The 24,901-nt window shown below is 65.2% G+C and carries 22 protein-coding genes; 13 read left to right on the plus strand and 9 right to left on the minus strand.

The window, feature by feature from the left end; genetic code table 11:
• Positions 1 to 12: 12 nt before the first annotated feature.
• Together fdxA and dapC are read left to right on the plus strand one after the other, a co-directional pair.
• Complete coding sequence (fdxA, locus tag CGLY_RS06495; RefSeq protein WP_038547609.1) at positions 13 to 336, plus strand: ferredoxin; 324 nt, start codon at positions 13 to 15, stop codon at positions 334 to 336.
• 47 nt (positions 337 to 383) lie between these two features.
• A complete protein-coding gene (gene dapC / locus CGLY_RS06500) occupies positions 384 to 1,511 on the plus strand; it encodes a succinyldiaminopimelate transaminase (protein WP_038547612.1) in 1,128 nt (375 codons plus the stop codon).
• Between the two features lie 20 nt (positions 1,512 to 1,531).
• Here dapC and CGLY_RS06505 read toward each other — a convergent pair whose 3' ends face one another.
• The 3 genes from CGLY_RS06505 to CGLY_RS06515 form a co-directional block, all read right to left on the minus strand.
• Entirely contained in the window at positions 1,532 to 4,162 is a 2,631-nt protein-coding gene (locus CGLY_RS06505) for an ABC transporter permease (RefSeq protein WP_038547615.1), read from the minus strand.
• A 181-nt stretch (positions 4,163 to 4,343) separates the two neighbouring features.
• Positions 4,344 to 5,288, minus strand: coding sequence for a 2,3,4,5-tetrahydropyridine-2,6-dicarboxylate N-succinyltransferase (gene dapD / locus CGLY_RS06510; protein ID WP_038547618.1), 945 nt, complete (start codon positions 5,286 to 5,288; stop codon positions 4,344 to 4,346).
• A 32-nt stretch (positions 5,289 to 5,320) separates the two neighbouring features.
• Positions 5,321 to 6,757 carry an amino acid permease gene (locus CGLY_RS06515; RefSeq protein ID WP_038547621.1) on the minus strand — a complete coding sequence of 479 codons (1,437 nt, stop codon included), beginning with the start codon at positions 6,755 to 6,757 and terminating at the stop codon, positions 5,321 to 5,323.
• Between the two features lie 64 nt (positions 6,758 to 6,821).
• Here CGLY_RS06515 and dapE point away from each other — a divergent pair, with 64 nt between their 5' ends.
• From dapE to CGLY_RS06540, 5 genes are read left to right on the plus strand one after another with little or no spacing between them, the layout of a single operon-like run.
• Positions 6,822 to 8,003, plus strand: coding sequence for a succinyl-diaminopimelate desuccinylase (gene dapE, locus CGLY_RS06520; protein WP_227590411.1), 1,182 nt, complete (start codon positions 6,822 to 6,824; stop codon positions 8,001 to 8,003).
• Between the two features lie 6 nt (positions 8,004 to 8,009).
• Positions 8,010 to 8,903 carry a TIGR00730 family Rossman fold protein gene (locus CGLY_RS06525; RefSeq protein ID WP_052539793.1) on the plus strand — a complete coding sequence of 298 codons (894 nt, stop codon included), beginning with the start codon at positions 8,010 to 8,012 and terminating at the stop codon, positions 8,901 to 8,903.
• An 11-nt stretch (positions 8,904 to 8,914) separates the two neighbouring features.
• Positions 8,915 to 9,094 (plus strand): hypothetical protein, encoded by a 180-nt coding sequence (locus tag CGLY_RS06530; protein ID WP_038547640.1) that lies wholly within the window; start codon positions 8,915 to 8,917, stop codon positions 9,092 to 9,094.
• Positions 9,095 to 9,147: 53 nt separating this feature from the next.
• Positions 9,148 to 10,554 (plus strand): aminopeptidase, encoded by a 1,407-nt coding sequence (locus tag CGLY_RS06535; RefSeq protein ID WP_227590412.1) that lies wholly within the window; start codon positions 9,148 to 9,150, stop codon positions 10,552 to 10,554.
• Between the two features lie 48 nt (positions 10,555 to 10,602).
• Positions 10,603 to 11,484, plus strand: a complete 882-nt coding sequence (locus CGLY_RS06540) for a methyltransferase domain-containing protein (RefSeq protein WP_038547649.1) — start codon at positions 10,603 to 10,605, stop codon at positions 11,482 to 11,484.
• 15 nt (positions 11,485 to 11,499) lie between these two features.
• Here CGLY_RS06540 and CGLY_RS06545 read toward each other — a convergent pair whose 3' ends face one another.
• Positions 11,500 to 13,014 carry a GH32 C-terminal domain-containing protein gene (locus CGLY_RS06545; RefSeq protein ID WP_038551725.1) on the minus strand — a complete coding sequence of 505 codons (1,515 nt, stop codon included), beginning with the start codon at positions 13,012 to 13,014 and terminating at the stop codon, positions 11,500 to 11,502.
• 62 nt (positions 13,015 to 13,076) lie between these two features.
• Complete coding sequence (locus tag CGLY_RS06550; protein WP_038547652.1) at positions 13,077 to 13,733, minus strand: O-methyltransferase; 657 nt, start codon at positions 13,731 to 13,733, stop codon at positions 13,077 to 13,079.
• 231 nt (positions 13,734 to 13,964) lie between these two features.
• Between CGLY_RS06550 and sigE the strand changes: the two genes are divergently transcribed.
• From sigE to tatB, 3 genes are read left to right on the plus strand one after another with little or no spacing between them, the layout of a single operon-like run.
• On the plus strand, positions 13,965 to 14,552 hold the full coding sequence (gene sigE, locus CGLY_RS06555; protein WP_038551730.1) for an RNA polymerase sigma factor SigE: 588 nt from the start codon (positions 13,965 to 13,967) through the stop codon (positions 14,550 to 14,552).
• A gap of 58 nt (positions 14,553 to 14,610) precedes the next feature.
• Positions 14,611 to 15,036, plus strand: a complete 426-nt coding sequence (locus tag CGLY_RS06560) for an anti-sigma factor (RefSeq protein WP_038547654.1) — start codon at positions 14,611 to 14,613, stop codon at positions 15,034 to 15,036.
• Between the two features lie 39 nt (positions 15,037 to 15,075).
• Positions 15,076 to 15,570 (plus strand): Sec-independent protein translocase protein TatB, encoded by a 495-nt coding sequence (gene tatB, locus CGLY_RS18040; protein WP_038547657.1) that lies wholly within the window; start codon positions 15,076 to 15,078, stop codon positions 15,568 to 15,570.
• A 39-nt stretch (positions 15,571 to 15,609) separates the two neighbouring features.
• Here tatB and CGLY_RS06570 read toward each other — a convergent pair whose 3' ends face one another.
• The 3 genes from CGLY_RS06570 to CGLY_RS06580 are packed head-to-tail and all read right to left on the minus strand — an operon-like array spanning position 15,610 to position 18,620.
• Positions 15,610 to 16,740 carry an Mrp/NBP35 family ATP-binding protein gene (locus CGLY_RS06570; RefSeq protein ID WP_038547660.1) on the minus strand — a complete coding sequence of 377 codons (1,131 nt, stop codon included), beginning with the start codon at positions 16,738 to 16,740 and terminating at the stop codon, positions 15,610 to 15,612.
• A 37-nt stretch (positions 16,741 to 16,777) separates the two neighbouring features.
• Positions 16,778 to 17,317: a DUF1003 domain-containing protein gene (locus CGLY_RS06575; protein ID WP_038547664.1), complete on the minus strand. Its 540-nt coding sequence runs from the start codon at positions 17,315 to 17,317 to the stop codon at positions 16,778 to 16,780.
• 7 nt (positions 17,318 to 17,324) lie between these two features.
• On the minus strand, positions 17,325 to 18,620 hold the full coding sequence (locus CGLY_RS06580) for a magnesium transporter MgtE N-terminal domain-containing protein (protein ID WP_038547668.1): 1,296 nt from the start codon (positions 18,618 to 18,620) through the stop codon (positions 17,325 to 17,327).
• A 140-nt stretch (positions 18,621 to 18,760) separates the two neighbouring features.
• Between CGLY_RS06580 and CGLY_RS06585 the strand changes: the two genes are divergently transcribed.
• Positions 18,761 to 18,955: a hypothetical protein gene (locus CGLY_RS06585; RefSeq protein WP_038547671.1), complete on the plus strand. Its 195-nt coding sequence runs from the start codon at positions 18,761 to 18,763 to the stop codon at positions 18,953 to 18,955.
• A 225-nt stretch (positions 18,956 to 19,180) separates the two neighbouring features.
• On the plus strand, positions 19,181 to 19,684 hold the full coding sequence (locus CGLY_RS06590; protein ID WP_227590413.1) for a hypothetical protein: 504 nt from the start codon (positions 19,181 to 19,183) through the stop codon (positions 19,682 to 19,684).
• A 100-nt stretch (positions 19,685 to 19,784) separates the two neighbouring features.
• Here the strand turns inward: CGLY_RS06590 and CGLY_RS06595 are convergent, their stop codons facing one another.
• A complete protein-coding gene (locus CGLY_RS06595) occupies positions 19,785 to 23,522 on the minus strand; it encodes a multifunctional oxoglutarate decarboxylase/oxoglutarate dehydrogenase thiamine pyrophosphate-binding subunit/dihydrolipoyllysine-residue succinyltransferase subunit (RefSeq protein WP_038547673.1) in 3,738 nt (1,245 codons plus the stop codon).
• Between the two features lie 294 nt (positions 23,523 to 23,816).
• On the opposite strand from CGLY_RS06595, the gene CGLY_RS06600 reads away from it, so the two are divergent.
• Entirely contained in the window at positions 23,817 to 24,602 is a 786-nt protein-coding gene (locus CGLY_RS06600) for a hypothetical protein (RefSeq protein WP_038547676.1), read from the plus strand.
• The last annotated feature ends 299 nt before the right edge of the window (positions 24,603 to 24,901 follow it).

Genomic DNA, 24,901 nt, shown 5'->3' on the forward strand with positions numbered 1-24,901 from the left:
GGTGACAACCAGATGACCTACGTGATCGCGCAGCCGTGTGTGGACGTGATGGACCGGGCGTGCGTTGAAGAATGCCCCGTCGACTGCATCTACGAGGGCAAGCGTTCGCTGTACATCCACCCGGACGAATGTGTGGACTGCGGCGCGTGTGAGCCGGTCTGCCCGGTCGAGGCGATCTTCTACGAAGACGACCTCCCCGACGAGTGGGAGGACTACATCGATTTCAATGTCGCCTTCTTCGATGATCTCGGGGACCCGGGTGGAGCTGCGAAGCTTGGCCCGCAGGACTTCGACGTGGAGGGGATCAAGAACCTCCCGCCGCAGAACCAGGACTGATCCCGCAACCGTTACCCCGCTCACGCCACCGCTGTTGAGGAAACCTTATGTCGAGCCGTTCCCGCCGTATCCTGTCCTCCGAACTCCCTGATTTTCCCTGGGACTCGCTGTCCGGTGCGAAGCAGGTGGCGTCCTCTCACCCGGACGGTCTCATTGACCTGTCAGTCGGGACCCCGGTCGACGAGGTTGCACCGTCTATCCAGCTGGCACTTGCAGAAAGTGCGGCGGCCCCCGGCTACCCGCAGACCGTCGGCACGCCGGAGCTCCGTCAGGCGATCGTTGCTGCACTGGAACGGCGGTTCGGCGTCACCGACGTCGCTGAGGACGCCGTTCTTCCTGTGGTCGGTACGAAAGAAGCCATTGCGTGGCTGCCGTTCCTGCTCGGCGTGATGCCGGGACAGACCGTGGTGATCCCGGAACTGGCGTACCCGACCTACGAGGTCGGTGCCCGTCTCGCCGGGGCGACGGTGGTCCGGAGCGACTCACTGCTCAAGCTGGGCCCGGAGACCCCCACACTGATTTTCATCAACTCGCCGGCCAACCCCCACGGCAAGGTCCTGGGGGCCGACCATCTCCGTAAGGTCGTGGAGTTCGCCAGGGAACGTGATGTCGTGGTCGTCTCCGACGAGTGTTACCTCGGTCTCGGGTGGTCGGAGGCGGATGCCCCGGTGTCCGTCCTCGACCCGAGTGTGTGCGGCGGCGATCACACCAACCTGGTCGCCGTTCACTCACTGTCGAAGACCTCGAACCTGGCGTCCTACCGTTCGGGGTTCCTCGCCGGTGACCGGGGGCTGATCGCCGAACTGCTGAGCGTCCGGAAGAACGCAGGTCTGATGATGCCTGGTCCTATTCAGGCCGCCAGCGTCGCGGCCCTGGAAGATGACGGGCAGGAGATCCTGCAGAAGGAGCGTTACCGCAAGCGGCGTGAACTGTTGTCCGCTGCGGTGGATGCCGCGGGACTGCGTATCGATGACTCTGACGGTGGCCTCTACCTGTGGGCCACGGAAGGCCGCCCCTGTCGCGAGACGGTGGACCGGCTCGCGCGTCTCGGCATACTGGTGGCTCCCGGCGATTTCTACGGTCCTGGCGGTGCTGAGCATGTACGGATCGGCCTGACTGCCACGGACATGCAGATCGTCACCGCCGCCCGGCGGCTCGTGGCAGGACGCGAATAGAACGTCGGCGGCATCGTCTTCTACGGCCGGGCCGCTTCAAGGGGAGGGGTCGTCGCAGCCCGTGCCGCCGGGGCCAGGGCCGCGACGAGGCCCAGAGGCACGGACGCGGCCAGAACCGACCCGACGAGTAGCCACGGCACCACGACAGTGGAGAGCCCGACCCCTGACAGGATGTTGAGCAGGGCCCATCCTGCGCCGAGTCCCAGCCCGGTACCGAGTACGGCGCCGTAGACGGTCGTCTGCAGGGCCTCCACGACCACCATGCGGCGTACCTGTCTGCGACTCATCCCCACCGCCCTGAGCATGCCGATCTCACGGCGGCGTTCCACCACCGACAACGCAAGGGTGTTCACCACCCCCATCACCGCGACGATCACGGCAAGAGCGAGCAGGGCGTAGAGAGCCAGGATCACGCGTTCGACCAACACAGACTGCTCACCGGCGAATTCAGCAGGTGTCTGGACGGTCACTGGTGCGGTGTCACCGAGGACGTCGCCCAGTCGGGTGGCCAACGTGTCCTGTGTGACGGATCCGTCCCCGGTGACCAGCAGGGCGATCACACGATGCCCGGCGCCGCCCTGGACACCCGGTGCGACTCGCCAGAACGCGCTCGCACCGATGACGACGTCACCGAGAATCCGTGACTGTTCGTATGTTCCGGTCAACTCGAGTTCGACGGTGCGCTCCTGGCCCTGCGCCCGCACCGGGACCCGGTCTCCGATACTCCAGCCGTGACCGGCAGCGTAGGATGCCGACATCGTGACCTGGTCGCGGGTGCCGATGTTCAGGTCACCGCGCAGCTCACCGAGATCCAGGACCGCTGACGGATCTCCGTTGCTGACGGTCACAAGCGACAGGTCGGGTTCCGGCCCGTCACCGAGGCGGGCGACCCCCTTGCCGAGTGGATATGCAGCGCCGACGGCGGGGGAGTCCCGTACCTCGTCAACGGTGGTGCCGGGGACAGGGACGTCCACCGCACCGCCGGGCGCTGCAATCACCAGGTCGGCTGAGACTTCCGTGTCGACTGTCTGCCGCAGTGATGCCACCGTCGACGCACCCGTCATCCCGGTCACGGTGACCAGACACATCCCCAGAGTGAGGGCGAAGGCGGTTCCCGCCGTCCGACGCGGGGACTGCCGGCTTGTGCGCACGGCTATCGTGCCTGGCACCCGGAAAGACCTGCCCAGGGGTAGGACCAGAAGTCGTCCCAAAGGGGGCAGCGCGCACCGGACGAGTGCGGGGGACACGAGATATACCCCGGTGAGTGTCACGAGGATTCCCGCCCCGCAGATGACCACCCGTGTCTGGGCACTCCACCCGGTGTCGAACTCGGCGGTCACGCCGACCGCCGCTGTGCCGGTGACGCAGGTGAGCACTCCTGCCAGAGCCCGCGCGCGCCACAGCGTGGCGGGGGACGCCGCGAGGTCGTCCCCGGCGACCGCCAGTGGCGGAACGGACGCGGCCCGGCGCGCAGGTCCCCATGCAGCGAGGACGGTGGCGAGCGTCCCCACCACCCAGGGCGGCGCGACGGTCATCGCCATGAGTCCCAGGTCGTTGGTGGGGATCTCCGGTGCCAGGGGGCCGGACATGGTGAGCAGCCGTGCTGCGGCTGCGACCAGTCCGATGCCGGCAAGAACCCCCAGCGTGGAACCGAGGACCCCGATGACCACCGCCTCGCACAGGACCGAGAAGGATACCTGGCGACCGGACATCCCCAGTGCCCGTATGAGCGCGTAGTCCCGCATCCGTTGCCCGACGGTCATCGCGAAGGTGTTGGCGATGATGAACATCCCGACGATCAGCGCGATGGCACCGAAGGCACCGAGGATGTAGCGCAGATATCCCAGCCCTTTATCCAGCATGGTTGAGTCAGATCTTTCCACCTCAGCGGCGGTGCGCACGGAGGGCACCGGGGTGCCGGGAGCCCCGCCAGCAGCTGTGCCGAGGGCATCGGTCAGGGTCGTGACCACGTTCTCGGGTACCGCGTCAGGGGTGACCCGTAGCGCCAGTCCGGGGGGACCGGTGGGAGCGATGTTCTCACGGTAGGTCCGTTCGTCCATTGCCAGGCCGAAGGCGCCCGCGTCGTCACCGCCGGTGGTGGACATCCCGCTGATGCTGAGGGGAAACCCGCCGGTCGGCCCGGTGACGTAGATCTCGTCACCGAGTGCCAGACCTGTCGCGTCAGCAGCGGCGGCGGTGACAACCACCTCGCCGGGGTGTGGGGGTGAACCGGCGACGAGGTGCTCTTGTGGATCGAGGGAGCGCTCCGGGCTGTACCAGGGCGACGACCGCACAGGCATGCCGCCGGTATCCACTGTGGGCCCGTCTGCGGATGACCCTCGGCTGAGGACGACGCTACGGCGTTCATCGACGGCGACGCGGTCGACCTCCGGGTTGTCGAGAATCTGGCGTGCCACGCGGTCCGGGAGTTCGCGATGGCCGTCTGCCGGGCGGATGATGATATCGGCGTGGCTGTAGTCCGAGGTGGTGAGACGGCTGACGGAATCGTCGAGGACTCCCGACAGCAGGGTCGTCCCCGCGAGGAAGGAGGTCGAGAGAACCACTGACAGTGTCGTCAGCACCAGCCGGGCCCGGTGAGCCCGGAGACCGCGGACGCTCAGACGGAGGAGTGTCCGTGCTGCGCGTGTCATCGCTGTGCAGCGGTGGGGTGGGGACCGACGAGCGTGATGCGGACCGGGTGGGCAGGTGAGGCTGCTGGATGTCCCATGGAGAGAAGAGCTTTCCGACGGAGGAGTCGAGGAGAGGGGAGCGGCGAGAGCAGGAGGATGAGGGGGATGAGGCGGGGCGTGGAGAGGGAAGCCCCGGTGCCCGTCAGTTCTTGTGGAGGTCCTCGTTCAGTTCCACCGAACCGGTGGTGCGTGCGACGGCTTCGACGGCACCGGACACGGAATTGCGACGGAACAGCACGTTGGAAACCTCCGAGAGGTCGGAGGCCTTCACGGTGCTGCCGTCCTGGACACCGACTGCTTCAGCAACAGCACCTGAGACGACTGCCTTGGTTCCGAAGGTGACGTACAGGCCGGCCTCGACGACACAGTCATCGCCGAGCGAGATTCCGAGTCCGGAATTGGCCCCCAGAAGGCAGCGTTGGCCGACGGAGATCACGGCTTTGCCGCCGCCGGAGAGGGTGCCCATGATCGAAGCACCGCCGCCCACATCGGAACCGTCGCCGACCACGACTCCGCCAGAAATGCGACCCTCGACCATCGAGGAACCCAGGGTGCCTGCGTTGAAGTTCACGAAGCCCTCATGCATCACGGTGGTGCCTTCGGCAAGGTGGGCGCCGAGGCGGACACGGTCGGCGTCACCGATCCGGACCCCGGTCGGGACGACGTAGTCGACCATACGAGGGAATTTGTCTACCGAGAAGACCGTGACTCGACCGTGCCGGCTCAGACGGGCGCGGGTGGCCTCGAACCCCTCGACGGCGCAGGGACCGGAGTCGGTCCAGACGACATTGGCCAACTTGCCGAAGATGCCGTCCAGGTTACAGCCGTGGGGCTGGATCTTCCGGCCGGAGATCAGATGGAGACGGAGGTAGACGTCGGCGGTGTCGACGGGGGCAGCGTCCAGGTCCTCGATGACCGTGGCCACCACCGTGCGCCGGACGCCGCGGTCGGCATCCTCGCCTTCCAGGTGGGAGAAGTCTGACGGGGTCGACGGTGCCTCCCCGAGACCGAACTCGGGATACCACACGTCAAGGACGGTGTCATCGGCTGTCAGGGTCGCAATTCCGGTTCCATATGCGGCAGTCATGGTGTCACAGTCTACCTGTCGCCCGCGGAACCCTACGAGGTACGTTCGGGTTCCTCGTTCGCTACCGTGCGGGCGTGGTGCCGGGTGACGTAGACGCCCAACAGGCTCACCGCGGTGAAGGCGATGGCCACGGTGATCACCTGGTCACGGGCGGTCTCGTCGAAGAGCATCAGTACCGCCAGGCCGACCAGCGCCACCAGCGTGACAATCGGAAGGGTCGGCCAGGCCCACATGCGGATCTTCAGACTGCCTTCGGCCTCGAGCTGCGGGCGAAGCTTCAGTTCGCTGAGCACGATGATGAACCAGATGACCAGCAGGCACCCGCCGACGGCGTTGAACAGGATGTTGATGAGGTTGTCCGGGCCCCAGACCTGCAGCCCGACGGAGACGAAGGCAAAGACCAGCGAACAGATCACCGCGGCCGTCGGGACCTTCTGCGAGGACACCTTCCGGAACAGCTTGGGGGCGTTGCCCTGGTGGGAGAAGGAGAAGGTCAGACGCGAGGTCGCGTAGATCTGCGCATTGAACGCCGACAGCAGCGCCAGGACGATGATGACTTCCATGAATCCGACGACGCCGGGGATGTCTGCCATGGCGAGCACGCGGGTGAACGGAGAGTCGGCGGCGCCATCGGCGTCATCGAGGGTGGTGACGTTGAGCAGCGCGGTGATCACCAGCACCGAGCCGAGGTAGAACACCGAGATGCGCCAGACGACGGCCCGCACTGCCGCGGTGATCGCCTCGCTGGGCTTCTCGGACTCGGCAGCCGCGATGGTGACGATCTCGATACCGCCGAAGGCAAAGGCCACCGCCAGTAGTCCGGCGGCGATCCCTGACACACCGTTCGGGGCGAAGGGCGTGAAGTTGTCGACGCCGACCGGGTCATGGCTGGGGAGCAGTCCGAAGATCAGCAGCGCACCGACGACGAGGAAGAAGATGATGACCGCGACCTTGACGAAGGAGAACCAGTACTCGAACTCGCCGAAACCACGGACCGCGAACAGGTTGACCACGGTGAACAGGATCACGCACAGCAGGCCCGGGATCCATCCCTCGACACCGAACCAGTTGCCCATGATGGCACCGGCACCGGTGATTTCCGTACCCATGACCATGATGAGCATGAACCAGTACAACCAGCCCGTGGAGAAGCCCGCCCACGGGCCCAGAGCCATCTTCGCGTAGGTGGCGAACGTGCCTGAGGCAGGGCGGGCGGCTGCAAGCTCGCCGAGCATGCGCATCACGAAGACCACGACAATGCCGGCGACGATATAGGACAGCAGAACCGCCGGCCCCGCGGCCTTGATGCCCACCCCGGTGCCGAGAAAGAGTCCCGCACCGACGGCGGAACCGAGTCCCATCATCGTCAGGTGTCGGACTTTGAGGCTGTGCCCGAGGTCCCGGTTACCCGCCTCGGTCGGCGCCGCACCTTGAGAATCGGTGGGGGAGTCGGTGTGCTGTGTGCTCATACTTTCGGATTCTCGCACACTCATCCGGCGTCCGAGGCCAGAGCCCACTAGAGTGAGTGCCACAATGACGAATTCTGTGCCCGCCCCGCCGCCCACCACAATGACCACCGCCCTGACTGCTTCAGACCTGTCGGCCTGCCCGGTGGAGTTGACACGCAGACTTGTCGACATCCCGAGCCGGTCCCATGAAGAACAGGCCATCGCTGATGCGCTCCAGGGCGCGCTCGAGGGACTGCGGGACGACCATCCGCACGTCACTGTCGACCGTCACGGCAACACTCTTGTCGCCCGAACCCACCGTGGGTTGGCGACCCGGGTCATCCTCGCCGGCCATATCGACACCGTTCCTCCCGCCGACAACCTGCCCTCGACGCGCGGGCCGGACAGTGAGGGCAAGGACAGCATCCACGGCCTCGGGTCGGTCGACATGAAGTCCGGGGACGCGGTGTACCTCCATGCCTTCGCCAGCCTCGCCAGTTCCCCGGACCTCGCCCATGACCTCACGCTTGTGCTCTACGAGGGTGAGGAGGTCGCCACCCGTTATAACGGGCTCGGCCATCTCGTCGAAACTCACCCGGAATGGCTCGAGGGCGACGTCGCGCTGCTAGGCGAGCCGTCCGGTGCAGTGATCGAGGCCGGATGTCAGGGAACGCTACGTATCCGGGTCACCGCGCACGGAACCCGGGCGCATTCGGCACGTGCGTGGCTGGGTGACAATGCGGTCCATCGACTCTCCCCCGTCATCGCGAGGGTGAGTGACTACCGCCCCCGCGACGTCGATATCGACGGGTGTCTCTACCGCGAGGGGCTCAATGTGGTCCACCTGGAAGCGGGCGTGGCCACGAACACCATCCCCGATGACGCCTGGATGTTCGTGAACTTCCGCTTCGCCCCGGACCGTTCCGGTGAGGAGGCGCTCGCCCACACACTGGAGGTCCTTGGCGTCGGGACGCCAGATGTACCCTCTGACGGTTTCAGCCTGGAGGTTGACGACCTCGCCCCCGGCGCGCTGCCGGGACTCCAGCACCCTGCTGCGTCTGCGCTCGTTGACGCCACCGGCGGCAACGTCCGGGCGAAGTACGGGTGGACCGACGTCTCCCGCTTCTCGTCCCTCGGGATACCGGCGGTGAATTTCGGGCCGGGCGACCCGGGGTTGTGCCATACCCCGCAGGAGAACTGCCCGGTGGAGATGATCGAGACCGTGAGTGCCCAGTTGACCGACTACCTGACCCGGAAGGCACGGTGACGTGCAATGGCAAGTGACAACCCGCAACCGTTCACCTTTCAGGGGCCGGTGATGCGTCGGGGTATCAACGGCGTCTACCCGGGGACCCCGTACCCTCGGTCGACGACCGACCAGAGGCTGTTGGACGAACAGCCGAACACCGACTGGCTGCATTCCGACCCGTGGCGGGTGATGCGTATCCAGTCCGAGTTCGTCGAAGGTTTCGGTGCGCTCGCCGAGCTGCCGAAGGCGGTCACCGTGTGGGGGTCGGCGAGAATTGCCGAGGACCATCCTTACTACGAGACGGGTCGCGAACTCGGACGCAGGCTGAAAGAAGCCGGGTACGCGGTGATCACCGGAGGCGGCCCCGGGTTGATGGAGGCGCCGAACCGGGGAGCGGCCGAGGACGGCGGGCTGTCCGTGGGGCTGGGAATCGAGCTTCCCCATGAGCAGGGCCTGAACTCGTGGGTGAACCTCGGCCTGAACTTCCGGTACTTCTTCGTCCGCAAGATGATGTTCTTGAAGTATGCCCAGGCCTTCATCTGTCTCCCCGGTGGTTACGGGACGCTTGACGAGCTCTTCGAAGCCCTGGTGATGGTGCAGACCGGGAAGGTGCGCCAGTTCCCGATCGTCCTGCTCGGCTGCGAGTTCTGGAGCGGCCTGGTCGACTGGATCACCACCCGGCTCGTCGAGGAAGGCATGATCTCCGAAGGAGACCCGGACCTGTTCCTTCTGACAGATTCGCCCGAGGAAGCGGTCGCCTACTGCGTCGCGGCGCACCAGGGGCAGGTCGAGGAACTGGAGGAACGGCGTAGCCAGCTCCTCCAGGAACTCGAGAATCTGGAGAAGCAGGCCGGACGGATGTCGCGTGAGACCGGAGCTGAGGGCCGGAGCGATTCTGACGGTCGGTCGTTCGGGTAGTCTCGGCTGCCATGTATCTGCTCATCACCGTTATCGCGTCACTGCTGGTGGGGCTGATCCTTGTCTACCTGGTGCTCGCCGTCTTCGACCGCGAGCCCAAGGTGCCGGGACGTACCAGGCGAGAGCGACGAGCAGTGCGACCGGACGAGGGCGACGGTGAGTATGAGGAACAGCAGGAGAGGGCACAGTGAAGAGGATTCCGAATCTACCTCGGCCGGTACCGGAGATTACGGTGGGAGCCACGGTGACTGGCAGCGATGTCATCGACTGCCGGATCGTGTGCGCCGACACACCGGAGAGTTCCACTGACCGGGACCTCAGAGCCGACCTGGCTACCGACGGGGTGTGGGAGGTCCGCGTTCCTCAGGACGTGCGGGCGTTGACGGATCTCACGGAGTTGTCCGAGGAACCGCGGTTAGCCGATGACGGCTGGCGGGCAGCGGGGGCCGTACTGATTCGTCGTATCGGCACGCTCGTCGACGGGCACCCGGTGCGCGCCAAGCGGCATACGGTGCAGATCCGTGTGCCGGAGAACGCGACTGTGCAGAACCTCCGCAATCTGGCCCAGGGAATCGTGCTGGGTGGACGGCACCTTGTCGTCACGCGGAAGGACCCGGCCGCAGATGTCCGGTCCGTGCACGTCGACATTGGTGGCATCGCTGATGACTCCGTGGTTCAGCGGGCTGAGGAGAGCGTGTACCGGGGACGGGTCCTGGGGGCTGCCACGGTGTTGGCCAGAGACATCAACGCAGTACCGGCGCCCTCGGCGACGTCTGTGTGGTGGCGGCGCAAGGCCAAGGCGGTGCTCGGTGACGTCGCCGGTACCCGGGTGAAGACCCATGGGCGTGGTTGGCTGCAGCGTAAAGGCTTCGGTGGAATCCTCGCCACTGCAACCGCAGGTGCTGGGGTCAATGATCCGGAGGGGGAAGACGAGGTCGGTTTCGTCGAGATGTTCTGGGACCCCGCGGCGGCAGAGGGAGACCTCACCAACGACCGGCCGGAGGTCCTGCTCGTCGGAGGAGCACCGGTGCCTGCGGTGATCCGGGCGTTGGCGGAGTTGAAGGGACCGCAGAAGGTCGTCGGGCTGGTACCGGTCCACGGCTACCGTCTTCCTGCCTGGGTACCCGGTCGGGCCCGGCCGGTCGTCGAACACGTCAACGGGACCACCACTCAGCTTCCGGGTGCCGCCGGTGCAGTGGAGCAGGCGGAGGTCTGCCGCCGGTTGGCACTGGCAGATGCGGTGGCGTACGGCGTTCAGCGCTACCGACCCCGCCGTGTGGTTGTCGTCGGATCTGTGTCGACGGCGTCGAAAACCGCCCTGGGCGAACTGACTGGAGCCGTCACCGGTGATGCGCAGGCACTTCGTCGGGTGACGCTGCGGGGCGCGCGGGTGGGTGAGCGGTGGTGGCCGTTGCCTACGCCGGGGTATCTGGAGAAGAATGTCAGTGCCAGGGACGCCGACGTTGCGGCCGCTCCCGAGGGGCCTGGCGCACTGACCGCGGCCATGTACCTCCGGCGTTTCGCGGACGGTGTGCCCTGCGCCGTCCTCGATACGACGGGCCCGTCGTGGTCGGACGCCGTACGGGGTGACATCGACCGGGGCAGCACGGGTTTTGCGGCCCGTACTCTTGTAGAGTGGTTCCGGAAGTAGCCGACCCGGCACTTTTTCGTTCTGCTATCGAGGGGAGACCCCGCACCCGTGCTCTCTGATGTCATCGACCTTCTCGCCGACCCGGTGGACGGCACCCCGTTGCGCGCCGGTGATGCGGCGTGGAAGACCCTCGTGTCCGAATCCGGTCACAACTACGACGTGGCGAGGCAGGGGTACGTCACCCTTGCCGGTGGTGCCGGGCTGCGCTATTCCGGCGACGACGCCGAGATGATCCAGGCGCGGGAGACGTTCCTTTCCGGGGGGCATTTCGCGCCGTTCGTCGAGGCGATCACCGATCACGTCGGCCAGGCGCTCGACGATGCCGGTGTCGCCGACGACGCGCACCCGTCCATCGTGGAAATCGGCGCAGGTACCGGTTACTACTTGTCGCATACCCTGGATTCGATCGAGAACTCCCGGGGTGTGGGAATCGACGTGTCGGTGCCAGCGGCGAAGCGGTTGGCTTCGTGCCACCCCAATATCGGCGCAGTCGTCGCCGACGCCTGGTCCCGGCTGCCGCTGCGGGACGGAGTCGTGGACGCCGTCACGGTGATCTTCGCTCCCCGTAATGCCGCAGAGTTCGCCCGGGTGCTGTCTACGGAGGGACAGGTCATCGTGCTCACGGCAGATGCTGGCCACCTGGCAGAGCTACGTGAACCGCTCGGCATCATCGACGTCGAAGAAGGCAAGGTGGAGCGGATGATCGCGCAGGCGTCGGGCCACCTCGTGCCGGTCGGGGATCCTGAGAGCGTGGAGTTCCAGATGAATCTGGATCAGGCGTCGATCGCCGCACAGATCGGGATGAGCCCCTCTGCGCGCCACATTCACCCCACTGTGCTGGCCGAGCGCATCGCGGCGCTGCCGGAGACGATGACCGTCACCGCTCGGGCCGCGATCACCCGTCTGCGGCGCGACCCCCACCTGAGCTGAGGGGCGCGGAGTCCGCTATTCTCCCGGGTCAATCCCGGCGGAAAGATCCCGGTCAGCCAGGACTGCCTCGCGGATGAGCTTCTCCTGCTCGGCAGGATCATCCAGGTGGGCGAGCTGGCGCTGCAGCTGGCGCCCCAGTGACTCCATCGCGGACAAGACCCGTGCACCGCCGGTCGCGCTGACGGAGAACCTGTCGAATGCCCGGGGGCCGGTCAGGGCCGTGGTCAGCGAGACCAGGCCGCCGTCGGCGAAGACCTCGCACACCGGCCCGTCCACGAAGATAGTGAGTGTGTCACTGTCGCCGTCGGCGAGGGGAGCGACCCGCGTATCACCGTCACGGGTCACTGAGACCTGTTCACCTGAGTGGGCGACACTGACGATGACGTTTCCGTCCTTGTCCAGGAGTTCCACCGTGGCGGTACCCGACTCGACCTCGAGCTGTGCGGTGTAGACGGCGGCGCGGTCGGTGTAGGAGCGGACGGCGGTGGGGAGTCCGATCACATCCTGGTAGAGGTGACCGTCCCGGAGGCTGAGGAACCTCGGCACAGACAGGCAGTTGGCCCAGGTGGCTGGCTCATCGCCGTCACCGCTGTGCGGGAAAGCGCCCACCAGCCCGGAGAGGACGGGACGGGTGCCGTGCACCAGACGCGGACGGGTGAAGTCGTGGCCGTGATCGAGGACCTGGAAACTCGTCGAGGTGTGGAACGTGGTTCCGTCGAGCGTGCCGACGATGTAGCCCGTTGTTTCGCCTGCCTCGTCCCGGGAATCGGCGGCATCATCGAGGCTGTCGTCAGGATAGGTGATGAACAGGACGTCCTTGTCCTCATCGGTCCCACGGTCGGTCATCAGGGTCAGGCGGGGCGCGTACGGGCGCCCCTGGGGGACTGATTCACCGGCGAACTCGAGGGAGCCGCGGACGGTCCATGTCTGGCGGTCCGCCGACTCCAGGACGACGATTCGGGCATCCACGTCATCGACCAGGTCCAGCGCGATCATGGTCCATACGTCGCCACGGCGGACCACCGACGGTGTCGCGAGATCATGGACGGGGTACGCGGAGTCGTCGATGTCCACTGGGCCGAGCCGCTCGACGAAAGCAGAGACCACGCTGGGGTCGTCGGAGACCTCCGCGGTGGCCGCTCCGAGGTCGGCGATGCGTGCCCGTTGAATGGTGAAGGCCCTGGCACCCCGGTGGCCGTGTGTGACGGTGTTCGAGCGCAGCGTGGACGGATCGCTGTCTTCTGCCGGGGTCGTGGTGACGAAGAAGAGTTCGACCCCGTCGCCCACGGGGACCGAGGATCCGGCCAGGCAGTCGATCTCGTTGTCGCGAGGAACGAGGACGTCGTCGCACACGTCCCAGCCGTAGGGGATGCCGGAGGCGACCTGGTGGGCCCACCGGGCCCCGGCATCAGGTCGGGGCCGGAACTGGTGGAAGACGTGGAGGGAATCTCCCCGGCTCAAGGCTCCGGCTGGTGCCTCGAGAACGCCGACTTCCGCGGTGACGTGTAGTTCAGGTCTGTAGCGGTTCACGTCATCCCTGTATACCATCGTCGCCGACCTCAGCGCCGCGTCACCGGATGAGAGCGGTCTATTCAGGCGGCATGCTTGGTGATGACGGTGCATCCCGCGCCCAGCGGCAGGCGGGCCACGGTGATGCCGTCCAGAGACCGGAGGTGTTCTTCGGCATCGGCGGCCGCGCGCGTCTGCCGGTCGGTGTGGTCCGGGTCAGTCAGCGTGCCATCGAGAAGTGAGTCCAGCAGGATCAGTACCCCGCCCGGGCGGAGGACGGGGAGTGCGGCGTCGACCGTCGCGGACAGATGCTCGACCATGGACTGGGAGACGATGATGTCGTAGGCGTCTGTGGCCAACCGGGACACGCCGACCAGAGGGGCTGACGGCAGGAACCGGTAAGCGTTGGAGCGGACACCCGCGGAGTTGAAGGCGCTGCGTGCCAGCACCTGGTGTTGGACTTCCGGGTCGATGCAGGTGACGTGTCCGCCCCCAGAGAATCCAGCGAAGAGGTGCAGGCCGATCACACCGAACGCCGGGGACATGACGACTGCAGTGGGTGACGGGGTGGTGATCTGGGCCGCCAGGAAAGTGAGGAACTCTCCGGTCATTGCGTCGGGGGTGAGCAGCCCGTACTCAGTGGCTGAATCGCGGGCGGCGTCGAGTGACTCGTCGGTCGCGGCTGTGCTGTTGACGTAGTCGCGGACGGCGTCGAGGGCGGAGCTGGATTCTGCGTTCACGGATGTAACTGTAGGGGCCCTGAGCTGCCGATGTGGTGACCGCCCCCGGCGAGTCGGGCGGACGCTGCCTAACGTGGGAGAACTGTGTTTGATGGGGCGCAAGTTACATCTTTACAGGGGTACGAAACAGAGGATATATTTTGAAGGGAAAGGCACCAGCGCGAGGTACTCACAGTGAATCCGAAGCGCCCAGGCACACAAAGATAATGGACGTGCGTCAGGATGGAGACCATGAACACCGCAGCAGACTCCGGCCCTGACGGGGCAACGGGCGCTTTCGATCGCGGCGAAGGTGCTATCCCGTCCTGGAGTGAACTCGTCGAGGAACACGCGGACAGCGTCTACCGCCTGGCGTACCGACTCAGTGGCGACAGGCAGGATGCGGAAGACCTTACGCAGGACACGTTCATGCGGGCGTTCCGGTCGTTGAAATCCTACCGGCCGGGGACGTTCTCGGGCTGGCTGCACCGCATCACGACGAACCTCTTCCTCGACATGGTCCGTCATCGTGGGACGATCCGGATGGAGGCTCTGCCGGAGGACTATGACCGCGTCGAGGGGACACGGGTCGGCCCGGAACGTGCCTTCGAGATGAACAACCTCGACCCGGCCCTGGAAAAGGCTCTGGATGATCTGAGCCCTGAGTTCCGCGTCGCGGTGATCCTGTGCGACGGGCTCGACATGACCTACGAGGAAATCGCCGATACGTTGGGTCTCAAGATGGGCACGGTACGCTCGCGGATTCACCGTGCGAGAAGCCAGCTCCGGGCCAGCCTGGCCCGGTCTGCCGGTGAACTCAGCTACATCCCACAGTCTTAGCGCTATCATCGATGGCAGATGAGGCACGCGATGTGCGAGTCGCCAAGGAGGTCCAGTCATGTCGGAAGTCGGGAAGCTGTCGGATGTCGGCCATCTGACCCCGGAGGTTGTCGCGGCACTGGTGGACGGAGAACTGTCCCGCGGGGCCGAGCACCGGGCGCGGATCCACCTGGTCCACTGTGTGGAGTGCCGGGACGAGGTTCGGGCGCAGCGCCAGGCATCTGACCGTCTACGGGGCAGTATTCCGATGGACCAGCTCCACGCGTCGGGTAGCCTGCTCAGCCGTCTCGTCCGTATCCCCGATGATTGTGCACGGGGGGACGAGTCCCCGGACGACGCCCCGGCTGACCGGGATGCGGTGGGTATCGACGGGTGTCGTCGCCCGGACAGCATCACCGGTCGCATGGCTGCTGCGGCGCGCAAGGTGCAGCGCCGGACCACCAAGGGAAGGGTGAAATCGCCGCGTCAGCGCAGCGAGGGTTAGAATCAGGCGGTCGGCAGTGTCAAGAGAAAGGCGTGTCTGGTGTTCTCCAGCGTCGGATGGGGCGAAGTCCTCGTCCTGATTGTCGTGGGCATTATCGTCGTCGGACCGGAGCGACTGCCTCGGCTGATCACCGACCTCAAGGCCCTGCTCCTTGCCGCACGAACCGCCATCGCGAACGCCCGGCAAGAGTTGGACCAGGACTTCGGCGAAGACTTCGAGGAATTCCGCAAGCCTCTGTCCCAACTCAACAGTGTCCGTCAGATGGGCGCACGTGGATTCATCACGAAAACGCTGCTGGATGACGACGACAGCTTCCTCACGGATCTGGAGTCCTCGGCGAAGGATGTCACCGGAGCGGTGCGGGGTACATCGGCGCAGATCTCCGGCAGGACACCGAAGAACCCTCCGAGACCGACTGAGGTCGCCGCGAAGCAGGAAGAAGGGGAAGAGGAACGGGTGGAACTCCCGCAGCAGGATGAGGTCGGCCAGTCCCGGGACTGGGGCGCCACCGGAAACTACGACGACACCATGTAGCCCCCAGGGTCGTTGTTCTGGTCGCAGTCGTGGGCAGGGCTACTGCCCGGCGACACCGAGATTCAGCTGACGTCCGGCAAGTGACTGACGCCGCGTGGCGAGCTTCTCTGCGATCGCGCCCAGCGCCGCCCCGGCCGCTGAGGCGGGTTCGGAGATGGCGATCGGGTTACCGAGGTCACCACCGATCCGGAGATTCGGATCCAGCGGAATCTGGCCCATCAGGGGCACCTCACCGCCGGTCAATTGACTCAGGTGGTCAGCGACGACCTGCCCGCCACCAGTGCCGAAGACGTCCATCCTGGTGCCGTCCGGCATGTCCATCCAACTCATGTTCTCGATGACGCCGCCGATCCGCTGGCGCGTCTGCTGGGAGATACTGCCGGCGCGCTCGGCGACTTCCGCTGCCGCGACCTGAGGTGTGGTCACAATCAGAAGTTCCGCGTTCGGGACCAGTTGGGCGACAGAAATGGCCACATCTCCGGTTCCCGGGGGCAGGTCGAGCAGCAGGATATCCAGGTCCCCCCAGAAAACGTCCGCGAGGAACTGTTGGATGGCGCGGTGCAGCATCGGGCCGCGCCACACGACCGGAGAATTGCCGTCCAGGAAGTGACCGATCGACATGATCTTCACTCCGTGGGCCTGCGGCGGGATGATCATGTCGTCCACCTGGTGGGGGCGGTGGTTCGACCCCATCATATGGGGGATCGAGTGACCGTAGATGTCGGCGTCGACCACGCCGACCTGCAGGCCACGTTTCGCCAGTGCGGTGGCGAGGTTCACCGTCACTGAGGATTTCCCGACCCCGCCCTTGCCGGATGCGACGGCGAAGACCCGCGTCGTCGACTCCGGCTGCGCGAAGGGGATGACGGGTTCCGCGGCCCCGCCGCGCAACCTGGTGCGTAGTTCGCGCCGTTGTTCGTCACTCATCACGTCGGTGGTGACCGTGGCCTGCTCGACGCCCTCGACACTTTCGGCGGCATCGCGGGTGCGCGTCGTCAGTGTCGATTTCATGGGGCAACCGGCGATGGTCAGATAAATCTCGACGGCAACATGGGTGCCGTCGATATCGATCGACTTGACCATCCCCAGTTCGGTGATGGGCTTGTTGAGCTCCGGGTCCTCCACAGTTGCCAGGGCACTGCGAACCGCTGATTCAGTGACAGTAGACATTGACCACGATGATACGCCCACCCCAGTTCAGGGCCAATCACCGTGCGGTGTCAGAGGGGCCGTCGTCGGTCCGACCATCGTTGCGCTGATCCTCCAGCTTGTCTTCGATACGGCGGAGCATGTCACCGAGGTCGTCGAGTTCGCGACGGAGATAGTCCCGCGTGACGTTCTCACCCACGGCAATGCGCAGGCCTGCGAGCTCCCGGGCGAGGAATTCCGTGTCGGCCTTGGTTTCTTCGGCACGCCGCCGGTCCTCGTTGAGGGACACCCGGTCGCGGTCGTCCTGCCTGTTCTGCGCCAGCAGAATCAACGGGGCAGCATAGGCCGCCTGGGTGGAGAACGCGAGGTTCAGCAGAATAAAGGGGTAGACATCCCAGTTCCACCAGAAACCGCCCACGTTGAGACAGATCCAGACGATGACGATGATGGTCTGCCACATGAGATAGCGGCCCGTCCCGAGGAACCGGGCGACTTTCTCGGCCCCGACGCCGACCGCGTCATCGTTGTAGGCGAGGAGTCTGCGTCGGGGTCCTGTGGAGGGAGTGTCCAGGTCAGTTCTGGAGAAGTTGTCCGGCATGGTGCTCTCACTTCCGTTCTGCGGTCGGCGGTGTCGGGGCGGACCGGTTGCTGCGCCAGTCTTCGTCGCGCCAGTTCTCAGGCAGCAGATGGTCAAGCAGATCGTCGACACCGACCACGCCGAGCAGGTGACTGTCTTCGTCGAGCACCGGTGCGGAGACCAGGTTGTAGGTGGCGAAGTACCGGGCGGCAGTCTCTTCGGTGTCCTCGGGATGCAATGCGGGAAGCTCGAGATCCAGGATCCCGCCGACCAGTGAGGACGGCGGTTCCCGCAGTAGTTTCTGGAGATGGACACAGCCGAGGTAACGGCCGGTCGGTGTGGCCTGCGGAGGGCGCACGACGAAGATCAGTGAACTCAAGGAGAGCGGGACTTCGGGGTTACGGGCATGCGCGAGAGCTTCTGCCACGGTGGCCTGGGGTGTCAGGATGATGGCCTCAGACGTCATCAGGGCTCCGACGGTGTCCGGTGAGAAGCTCATGAGCCGACGCACAGGCTCGGACTCTTCGGGGTCCATGAGCTCGAGGAGGACGTCGGCCTTGTCGTCGGGGAGTTCACCGAGCAGGTCCGCCGCGTCATCAGGGTCCATCTCCTCCAGGATCATCGCGGCGCGTTCGATGTTGAGTTCCTCGACGAGTTCGGTCTGTTCATCGTCGGGGAGTTCGGCGATCACATCAGCGAGGCGTTCGTCGTCGAGTTCCGAGGCGATCCGGAACCGACGGTCAGGGTCCATGTCACGGAGGGCGTGGGCGATGTCGGCGTTGCGCATCGTGGTGAACTCGGCGATCAGTTCCGCGTCGACGTCGCGGGGGCCTGCGCCGGACGCGGAGAGACCGTGGACATGCATGAAGGGGATCACCGCAGGGGTCGTCCGGCGTCCGAGCCTGCCGCGGGTGATCACGGCCACCCGGCTGAGTTCCCACTCGCGGGTGCGGGTCCGCTCGAGTTCGACGTCGGATATCTCCACCGCCCGACCGGTGAGGTGGCTGAATTCGGGGTCGTCGGTATGAACCTTCGCACCGATCAGGTCATCCATCACCGTCAGCTCTCCTGCCCGAGACCGAAACGGGCGGAGGTTCACGGAGCTGGTATTGAGTGTGACTTCCTTGGGGTCGATGGAAGTGATGCGTCCCATCGGCAGGAATATTCGACGTTTGCCGGCGACCTCGGCGACGAGGCCGAGAGCGACTGCCCGCGTCGAACGGATCGTCAGGACGACATCCCGGATTCGTCCGAGGGATTCGCCGTCCGCGCCAAGTAGAAGCATGCCGGCGAGCCGCCCGGCGAATACCCGTGTGGTGTCCATGAGACTAGAGATTACGGCACAGTATCCCGTGGGCGCGCTGTGAACCGGTGTCACGGCGGCGTCAGAGCTTCTTCCGGTGTCAGCTGTCCGGGTATTCTTGAGCGGATGTCGAGATACTGCTGGAAACGTGGGAGGAAACCATGTCACGACTGATCGCCGGCGGTCTGTGCGGGGTCGCGGTGATCCTGGCACTGCTGGGTAGCCCGTTGTGGATTCCCCATGCGGTGGGCGGGGTAGTGGCCGTAGCCGGGGCGCTGCTCTCGGACCGGGCACGCCTGTGGGGTGTGGTTCCATGGCTCGCACTGGTGGGTGTCTACGTCGTGGCATGGTGGTGACATGATGGTGGCACTAGCGATGACGGGCGTGAACCTACGCCCCGGTGCGACTCAACGGAGAATGGACGGTACATGGGTGTGAGACGCTTCTGGAAGGCGACGGTGTCGCCGTGGCGTCGGCAGGATCGTCGAGGGTCTGTCGCGACAGCAGTGGTCTGCACGGCAGTGGCGGTGGGGCTCTCCGGTTGTTCGGCGGGAGGGGTGACCGGCCCGGCGGAATTGAGAATGGCAGACGAGACATCCGGTCCGATCTACCTGGGCCTCACCGACGACCCCGTGCAGCACCGGTTGGCGGAGAGCTACCAGAACGCTTTCGCCGGGACCGGTCGCCCGGTAGAGTTCCGGGACATCGACGGCGCTGATCGACTGGACCTGCTCCACAGCGGGGACGTCAACGTCGTCCTGGGCTGCGTCGGTGAGTTGCTCGATGTCCTCGACCCGGTCAAAGGCGAAGAACTCCGGGGGCTTTATGCGGAGGCGCGCGACGAGGGGGCGGATTCGGGCCAGTGGCGCGATATCGCCCACACGACCATGTTCTCTGCTCTTCCGACCGATCTCCAGGCCAGCGACCCTGGGGAAGCGGTCGGGTGTGACGATGATTCCCTCCCGCAGAATACGGTCGCGGTCTACCGTAAGACAGCGCTGGAGCGGTCGGATCGACGGGCGCTGAACAACGTCGCGGGAGGGGTCTCCAGCGACGATCTCGCTGCCGACGGAGACGACGACTAGCCGAGACGCCAGAGAACCCGGTGGGGAAGGGCACTGTCGTGCCTTCCCCACCGGGTTCTCTGGGCCACCGGGGTGCCCACCGGAGCGGTGGGCTCAGAGGCTACTTGGCGAACGCCTCGTTGAGCAGCTGTTCCTGCTCAAGCTTGTGGACCTTGGCCAGGCCGGTCGCCGTCGAGGACTGGGCCCGACGGGAGACCCGCTTCAGCTTCAGGCCCTCGATGCGCTCCGGCAGGTTCAGTGCGATGAACGGCCACGGTCCCTGGTTGGCGGGCTCATCCTGCACCCAGCGGAACTCGGCGTTCGGGTACCGGTCGAGGACCTCCTTGATGCGGTTGTGCGGCAACGGGTGCAGCATCTCCACACGGGCGATGGCGACGTCGTCGCGCTCGTCCTCCTGACGCTTCTTCTCCAGGTCGTAGTAGATCTTGCCGGAGCACAGCAGGACAGTGGTGATGTCGTCGTGCGTGGCGGCGGAATCACTCAGGCGGGGGTCGTCGAGGACGGAGCGGAAGCTCGTCACGTCGGTGAAGTCCTCGACCGCGGAGGTCGCCGCCTTGTTGCGCAGCATCGACTTCGGGGTGAAGACCACCAGCGGACGGCGCATCGTGCCCATGGCATGACGACGCAGCAGATGGAAGTGGTTCGCCGGGGTGGACGGCTGGGCGATCGTCATGGAGCCTTCCGCAGCCATCTGCAGGAAGCGTTCGATGCGGGCGCTCGAGTGGTCCGGGCCCTGGCCCTCGTAACCGTGCGGCAGCAGCAGGATCACGCTGGAGAGCTGACCCCACTTCGCCTCACCGGACGCGATGTACTGGTCGATGATCGTCTGTCCACCGTTGACGAAATCGCCGAACTGAGCTTCCCAGGCCACCACGGCGTCGAGGTTGCCCACGGAGTAGCCGTACTCGAAGCCGAGACCCGCGAACTCGGTCAGCGGTGAGTTGTAGGCACGGAAGGAACCTCCGTTGCCGGACTCGTCAGCGAGCTTCTCGAGCGGGCTGTAGGGCTCAGTGGTTTCCGAGTCAAAGAGGACCGCGTGACGCTGGGTGAATGTGCCTCGTAGTGAATCTTCACCAGCCAGTCGAACGAGTCGACCGTCCTGGGCGAGGGTGGAGAATGCGAGGAGTTCACCGAATGCCCAGTCGATGCCGCCCTTTCGGGTCATCTCCTGGCGACGTTTGACGACGGGCTTGACCCGCTGGTGGACGTTGAATCCCTCCGGGACGCCGGTGAAGGCATCGCCCACGGCCTCGAGGACCTCGCGGGAGATGGAGGTGTCCAGACCACGGGTCAGGGACTGGGAGCCGGCGATACCGGTCTGTTCGGCCGGGGCGGTGCCCTTCTCCGCTTCGCGGACCTGATTGAACACCGTCTCCAGCTGTCCCTGGAAGTCGTCGGCGGCACGCTGCGCGTCTTCCTCGGACAGCTCGCCACGGCCGACCAGGGTGTCGTGGTACAGGGCACGAACGGTGGCCCGGTCCTGGATACGGTCGTACATTTCCGGCTGGGTCATGGACGGGTCATCAGACTCGTTGTGACCACGACGCCGGTAGCAGACGAGGTCGATGAAGACGTCCTTGCCGAAGCGGCGACGGTACTCGACCGCCAGGCGGGCCACCCAGACGACTGATTCCGGGTCATCACCGTTGACGTGGAAGATCGGGGCGTCGAAGCCCTTGGCGAGGTCGGTGACGTAGTGGGTGGAACGTCCTGCATCGGGCGTGGTGGTAAACCCGATCTGGTTGTTGACCACGACGTGTACGGTGCCACCGACGGTGTAGCCGTCGAGCTTCGCGAGGTTGATGGTCTCCTGGACGATACCCAGTCCGGTGAACGCGGCGTCGCCGTGCATCAGAATCGGCATGATCGGGTGATCGTGGCCGTTGGTGGAGATGTCCTGGTGGGCGCGGGCAATGCCCTCCATCACCGGGTTCACGGCCTCGAGGTGGGACGGGTTTGCCGTCAAGGTGATGTCGATGTCGTTGTCGCCGAACATCTGGGTGTACTGGCCGGTCTGGCCGAGGTGGTACTTCACGTCACCGGATCCGCCGGCGACGGTGGGCTCGATATTGCCCTCGAACTCGGTGAACACCTTCGAGTACGGCTTACCGACGATATTGGCCAGGACATTGAGACGCCCGCGGTGGGGCATGCCGATGACGACCTCTTCAAGTCCCTGCTCGGCAGCGGAGTCCACTGCAGCGTCCAGCAGCGGGATGAGCGACTCCGCACCCTCCAGCGAGAACCGCTTCTGGCCGATGTACTTGGTCTGCAGGAAGTTCTCGAACGCCTCGGCGGAGTTCAGTGTCTGCAGGAGGTACTTCTGCTCGGGGTTGGACAGCTTCGGCTGGCCACCTTCGATCTGCTCCTCCAGCCACTGACGCTCGTCGTGGTCGAGAATGTGGGTGTATTCGGAGCCGACCTTCAGGGTGTAGGCCCGGCGCAGCGTCGCGAGGACTTCGCGCAGGGTCATCTTCTCGCGTCCGGCGAAGCCGCCGACGTTGAAGCTGCGATCGTAATCCCACAGGGTCAGTCCGTGGGTTTCGATCTCCAGATCGGAGTGGTCGGGAACCGGGAGTCCCGGCTGGGTCCACTGCAGAGGATCGATGTCGGCGATCAGGTGACCACGGCTGCGGTAGGCCTCGATGAGCTGCATGACGCGGGTGGACTTGTCGACACCGATATTCGGCAGGTCCTGGCTCCACCGCACGGGGGCGTAGGGCACCGACATCGCGGAGAACAGGTCGTCCCAGAAATCGTCGTTGATCAGCAGCCGACTGATATCCCGGAGGAACTCGCCCGACTCCGCACCCTGGATGATGCGGTGGTCGTACGTGGAGGTCATCGTGACGAGCTTGCCGACACCCATGTCTGCGAGACGGTCTTCGGACGCCCCGGCGAACTCCGCGGGGTAGTCCATGGCGCCGACGCCGACGATGGTTCCCTGGCCGCGGGTAAGGCGGGGCACCGAGTGCCGGGTGCCGATACCACCGGGGTTGGTGAGCTGGATGGTCACGCCGCTGAAGTCGTCCATCGTGAGCTTGCCGATACGGGCACGCTTGACGATGTCCTCGTAGGCGTCGACGAACCCGTCGAAGGTGAGCGTCTCGCATTCACGGATGGCGGCGACAACGAGGTTGCGGGCTCCGTTCTTGCTGACCATGTCGATGGCCAGGCCGAGGTTGATGTGCTCGGGAGTGACCTGGACGGGCTTGCCGTCGACGACCTTGTAGCTGTTGTTCATCGAGGGGTGGGCCTGAACTGCCTTGACCATGGCCCAGCCGATGATGTGGGTGAAGCTGATCTTGCCTTTACCGCGGGACTGCAGGTGGTCATTGACCATCGCCCGGTTCTCGAACATGAGCTTGGCGGGCATGTCGCGGACCGTGGTGGCGGTGGGGATCTCCAGCGAGATGTCCATGTTCTTCGCGATGGACTTCTGGGCCCCCTTGAGCGGGTGCTCGCCGGCAGTAGGCGCCTCGGCGGGGCTCTTCGGTGCCGGAGGTGCGACGCGTTCCGGAATCGGGTTAACCGATGCAGAAAGCGACTTCTTCGGGGTGGCCGGCGCACTCTTCGGTGCGCTCTTGGTCTTGTTCTCGACGGAGCCGGTGGCCTTCGTGGTCTTCGTGGCCGGTGCGCTCTTCGTCTCGGCGGTCTTACCGCCGTTCCCGGAGGTCGTGGAGCTCGGGGACGGGGTCCCCGAGGCGTGGTCAACCGTGTCCGGCCGCTTGTTGAAGAGTTCCCGCCACTCCGGATCGACGGACTGGGGGTCTTCCTTGAACTGCTGGTACATCTGGTCGACCAGCCATTCATTTTGGCCGAAATTGGTGCTGTTCACAGCAGGTCCTCGCCTCATTTCATGATGTGGTCAATCTCGACGCTCCACCCTACTACAACACTGTCGACGGTGAATCCGTTGGGCCGCGAGTCGAAACAGGCAGATGAGGGTATGTTTTCAGTAACTTTCTCCGTGCACTGTGACGGAGGTCCTGTTCCGTCGGAAAAATGACAGTTTCTTGCCTCCGCTGCGGCGGTGGAACTGGGCTAGCATGGGGGAGTTCCGGCAGGCGTGCCGCATGAAACTGGCGCGTGCTGCACAAAGTGTGGATTAGGTACCTAGGAGGCACCCGCCATGGGGTTCTATGAGGATGTTGCAGAGTCCCTGGATTCGGAGGGGATTGAGTCCAGGGTCAATGACGGTACCCTTTTCGTTCCGGTGTCTACGGATCTGGAGATTCAGTTCGTTGAGATCGAGGACGGTGTACCCGGTGGCCTGTCGGCGGCGAACGTCTTCCTCGCCATGGCCGACGTGGCGGAAGACGACGAAGATTTCGAGGCGGCGCTGGTAGGGGTGGTGTTCTCCGTGGATGACGCCGTAGCCACCGTCGCACGTCATGTCGCCACAGACCTTGTGGTGGGTGTCATCCGTGACCTGATCGACGGAACTGACTCGCGGATTGTTGATCTGCAGTTCGAGCAGGATGCCAGTGACGCTCTCCGTGTTTCCGCGGAGATCGGGGAGAGCTCGGAGCTGGTTGTCACTCTTGACGGTGAGTCCGTGGAGCCGACTGCCCACGTCGAGTTCATCTCGTTGGGAGAGGGCTTTGAGGACCTGATGGATCAGGCGATTGCCGAGGTCTGGGATGACGGGGCCCTTAGTGAAGAGTATTCGGAGATGGAACGTCAGGCCATGTTCCGCGGCCTGGTCGCCAATGTCGCGGATATGTCCGAGGAGGTTCTCGATCTGGGGCAGTACACCGATTTCGACCGGCTCTTCGATGTGCTTGCACTGGCGCAGAAACAGGCGTCCCACTGGGAGTCGCTCCTTGTCCCCCTGGAAACACTGTGGGAGGACGATGCTGCCGCGGACGACGCATCGGAGGACTCAGCGGACTATGTCGCCGACGAGGATTCGTGATCTGACACCGTCAGGCAACGTTGGTGTGCCCGGTGTGGTGACTATGTCCGTGGCCGTGTGGGACGGAGCGGCCGGGCTCTCCGTTTGTCAGGGCATGCCATGTCCACTCCAGGCGTTGACCGTCGGGGGTGGGCTCACCACACACTTCCTCCGATAGCCACGGCACGCAGTCACAGGGGGCGGGCCCCTCTTCCCCTGAAGAGGCGGGGCAGCCCTGTGGGAGGAGTATCCGACGGAACAGGGAGTGGACGTCAACAGTCATATTCCGGTCTGAACCGTTGAGTTCAGATGGTGACGCC

The sequence above is a fragment of the Corynebacterium glyciniphilum AJ 3170 genome (genome assembly GCF_000626675.1).
GTDB classification, from domain to species: Bacteria; Actinomycetota; Actinomycetes; order Mycobacteriales; family Mycobacteriaceae; genus Corynebacterium; species Corynebacterium glyciniphilum.